At 44.8% G+C, this 3,639-nt stretch carries 3 protein-coding genes and 1 pseudogene; 1 reads left to right on the plus strand and 3 read right to left on the minus strand.

The window, feature by feature from the left end:
- Nucleotides 1–117 precede the first annotated feature (117 nt).
- Nucleotides 118–630 (plus strand): bifunctional 3-hydroxydecanoyl-ACP dehydratase/trans-2-decenoyl-ACP isomerase, encoded by a 513-nt coding sequence (gene fabA / locus R3177_RS13875; RefSeq protein ID WP_318971610.1) that lies wholly within the window; start codon nucleotides 118–120, stop codon nucleotides 628–630.
- An 80-nt stretch (nucleotides 631–710) separates the two neighbouring features.
- Here fabA and rmf read toward each other — a convergent pair whose 3' ends face one another.
- The 3 genes and pseudogenes from rmf to R3177_RS13890 all read right to left on the minus strand — a co-directional run.
- Complete coding sequence (gene rmf, locus R3177_RS13880) at nucleotides 711–893, minus strand: ribosome modulation factor (protein ID WP_019674311.1); 183 nt, start codon at nucleotides 891–893, stop codon at nucleotides 711–713.
- A gap of 319 nt (nucleotides 894–1,212) precedes the next feature.
- Nucleotides 1,213–3,021, minus strand: a complete 1,809-nt coding sequence (locus R3177_RS13885; RefSeq protein WP_318971611.1) for a DUF3466 family protein — start codon at nucleotides 3,019–3,021, stop codon at nucleotides 1,213–1,215.
- Nucleotides 3,022–3,059: 38 nt separating this feature from the next.
- Nucleotides 3,060–3,639, minus strand: a pseudogene (locus R3177_RS13890) (ABC transporter ATP-binding protein); the annotation flags it as partial.

A 3,639-nucleotide genomic window follows, 5' to 3' on the forward strand; every position in this document is an offset into this window, starting at 1 on the left:
GCTGCGCACCTACGCTTAGCAGACACAGTGAAAATCAAAGCGAACCGACAAATCGGACTTGTCTGGCGTACAAGTGTTCGCTAAAGTGACGCAGCATTTATAATGGGTTAAACATACATGACTAAGAATAGCTTTACAAAAGAAGATTTAATCGCCTGTGCAAATGGTGATTTATTCGGTCCGGGTAACAGCCAGTTACCATCAGACAATATGCTGATGATGGATCGGATCATCCATATTTGCGAAGAAGGCGGTCTGTACGGCAAAGGTCAGATCATTGCAGAGCTGGATATCAGCCCTGATCTTTGGTTTTTTGCCTGCCACTTCAAAGGTGATCCGGTCATGCCTGGTTGTTTGGGGCTTGACGCAATGTGGCAATTAGTTGGTTTTTTTCTGGGCTGGTGCGGCGGCCCGGGTAAAGGCAGAGCATTGGGCGTAGGCGAAGTGAAATTCACCGGGCAGGTTTTACCTACTGCCAAAAAAGTAACCTATACCATTAACATGAAACGGGTCATCAAAAGAAAACTCTACATGGGTATTGGTGATGGTGTTGTCAGTGTTGATGGCCGTGATATTTATGCCGCTACTGATCTGAAAGTAGGCTTGTTTCAGGATACATCAAGTTTCTGATTTAACCGTTGTCGCTAAAACAAACCCCGCTGCTTAGCGGGGTTTATTATTTTAAATACTAATATGAGTTCGGTGAAGGGTTAAAGGCCTTTGTTAAATAAACCGACATTACGGTCTTCCATTGCTTCCCGCCAACCTCCAAGCCATTGTGAACGGGCATCTAAATTTTGATAGGGACAAATTTCTTTGGAGCGTCCGGTAACGCCGGCACGATAACCTTGAGCATGAGCACGTTCCAGACGATCACGTTTTTGTCTTTTCATACGGCAGTCTTCCTCAACATTTTTATTAATTAACAGTACAGCGGACGTTTTTATCAGGCCTGATGATGCACTGCGCAAACCACGCCACTGTACAAATTAAGTGATAGCTGACGACGACAGAAGGTTCAAATGAAATTAGCGGATATACTGCTTGACAAAAGCTAACAAGCTGAAGTTGTTTGCCTTTTAAAAACATTTTTATTTATATTTTATTACGCTTAAAAAAATATTTTGATAACCATTTTTTTGCCTGGGTCGGCACAATCAAAAAAGCTGCCGAAGCAGCTTTTAATAAAGGTCACAGCAAAGTTAATAGAAATTAGCGTCTGCGGCGAAATAATAAACCAAAACCGGCTAGCAGTAACAGCCCGGCACTACCCAGACCACCAGCTTTACGCTCATAAGTATTTTGCTCGGTATCGCAGTTTTCCTGCTGGCCATTCGCTATCGGCAATAACTTTACCGCTTTGGCCTGGGCTGTCATTACCGGATTTCCACTGTCATCCAGTATCGGCTGACCTTTGGCATCAAGCCGCGGCATCTGTTTAATAACAGTTGCCAGGATTTCACCATTGTTATTAATAGCCTTGGCATCAACTATTGTGAAATCTGCATTACAGGATACCAGTTTGTTTAAATCACGGAACGTATCACTGGTGATGTCATAAACAAAGCCATGCTGGCGCCGGTCGGTAGTACCGCCAATAATAATTTCGGCACGACCGACTATCTGGCCGTTATCATTAATGGCAGAGGGAACCGATGAAGAACTGATAAAAAAATCTGCCGGGAAAACTAAGTTATTGGCCGCCACGTCATAATAAAAAAACTTGTCGCGTCGTGCCCCGTTTATGGTTTTGACAGCATATCCGGTGACAATATTGCTGTTATTAATATCAATGGCAATACTTGCTAAATATTGTGACGGATCCACAATGCCGCTTACCTCACCTTGGCGAAATACACTTGCATGCGGTGCTGTATAGATCCGGCTGAATTCCCTGCCAAAACTGTCACGAAACCGGATAAGTCTGTCGCTGTCACTGTAAATTGAATAGCCGACAGCTAAACCATCATCATTTACCGCCGTAGCCACGCTCGAATAGCGTAAAGCCGGTTCATCATTTTCCGGTTGATATACTTCGCCGGTTCCTTTTTCCCCCAAAAATCCGAACGTCTGACTTACCGTTGCCGATCCATCGTCCTGCAATTGCCATAACATGGCCCGTTCCGCATAGCCATTTGCTAAAAACACAGTCTGGTTACGATAAATCTGTGATTTTAAATCAGCAAAGCTACTGGTTCGTATTTCGTGCTCCCGGTTTAAACAGAACACGACAGGTTCCTGTTCACCGTTACAATTGGTATCAAGCTGGGTGAAAGCTTCTTCATCCAAACCAACTGAACCGGAACCGGCAATCAGTGCCTGATTGTTCACTGAAAATGCCTGACTAAAGCCACCGCCTAATTCAATATAAGGAGGTAGCAGGTTCACTGAGCCTGCATCTGTAACCGCCACGCCATACTTAAAGCCCGGCTCTGGTTGCCATATTGTTATTGTTTCGGGTGTAGTAGTGTCTTCGGCCTCAGGAGCGGGCGTAAATTGCTGCTTACTATAAGGGGCTGAAGCAAAACCAACGGCAACATTGTCGGCATTTAGATCGTAAATAAACTCTGAGTTAGATCGCAGCAGGGCTGAATCCCTGAGCGGTAAGATCGCTGGTGAACCATTTTCGGGTTGCCAAATCGCCACGGCACTACCAACCGGTTGATTTCGTAAATTACGATTACCAGCAAGTAACCGGGTCAGCGTATTTAATACCGTTGCATCAACAATGCCCTGCTTGGCATCTTCTATTTGCTCAGCTGTTAACAGGTCAGTAATTGTTTCACTTTCAAAGTTAATCGTACTGACATCCAGCGGGAAATTAATAAAATTAACCTCACCGGTAGCTGGCACATAGCCCTGGCCGGCAACAACGGCGTTACCCTGATTATTTAATGCCGCAGCAAAGGTTGCCTTGGTGATAGTATTGGGTTCAAGCTCCGCTACCTGATAAACGGCGGCAGCAGTGGAAAAAGCAGTCAGTAATGGCAATACCGCCAAACTGATTCGAGATAATTTCATTCAAGGCCCCTAATGTACTTCTGATGTACGTCTTCGTACTACGAATTTAATGCTTCTAATTGTTCCCAGCGTGCATACGCTTGCGCCAGCTTCGACTCGGTTTGCTGCAGTAGGTTCAACGTCTGTTGACTGTCGGCGGCATTACGCTTAAAAAACTCCGGATCATTCACCTGTTGCTGCAGCGCAGTGAGCTCAGCATCAAGCTGCTCAATTTGCTGGGGTAATAATTCAAGTTCACGCTTTTCTTTGTATGATAACTTCTTCGGATTTTTAACTAAAGGATTAACTTCAGTTGCAGCGGGCTTATCCAAAGCGACAGATTCTGACGATGCGGCTGTTTTTGACGTTGCATTTTTCGTCAATTGTCTGGCTTGATATGCCATCACATCGTCATAGCCGCCGGCAATTTCAATAATGCGTCCCCCACCGGCAAATAACAGCGAGCTGGTTACCGTATTGTTAACAAATTCCCGGTCATGACTGACTAAAATCACTGTCCCCTGATATTGCTGCAAAATATCTTCGAGTAATTCCAGTGTTTCTACGTCTAAATCATTAGTAGGTTCATCCAGAATAAGCAGGTTACTGGGCCTGGCGAATAACTTTGCCAGCAACAAA

Source organism: Arsukibacterium sp., assembly GCF_033722355.1.
Lineage (GTDB): Bacteria > Pseudomonadota > Gammaproteobacteria > Enterobacterales > Alteromonadaceae > Alishewanella.

Coding starts and splice junctions, on each gene's coding strand:
- fabA (WP_318971610.1), top strand. CDS start 118: ATGACTAAGAATAGCTTTACAAAAGAAGATTTAATCGCCTGTGCAAAT.
- rmf (WP_019674311.1), bottom strand. CDS start 893: ATGAAAAGACAAAAACGTGATCGTCTGGAACGTGCTCATGCTCAAGGT.
- R3177_RS13885 (WP_318971611.1), bottom strand. CDS start 3,021: ATGAAATTATCTCGAATCAGTTTGGCGGTATTGCCATTACTGACTGCT.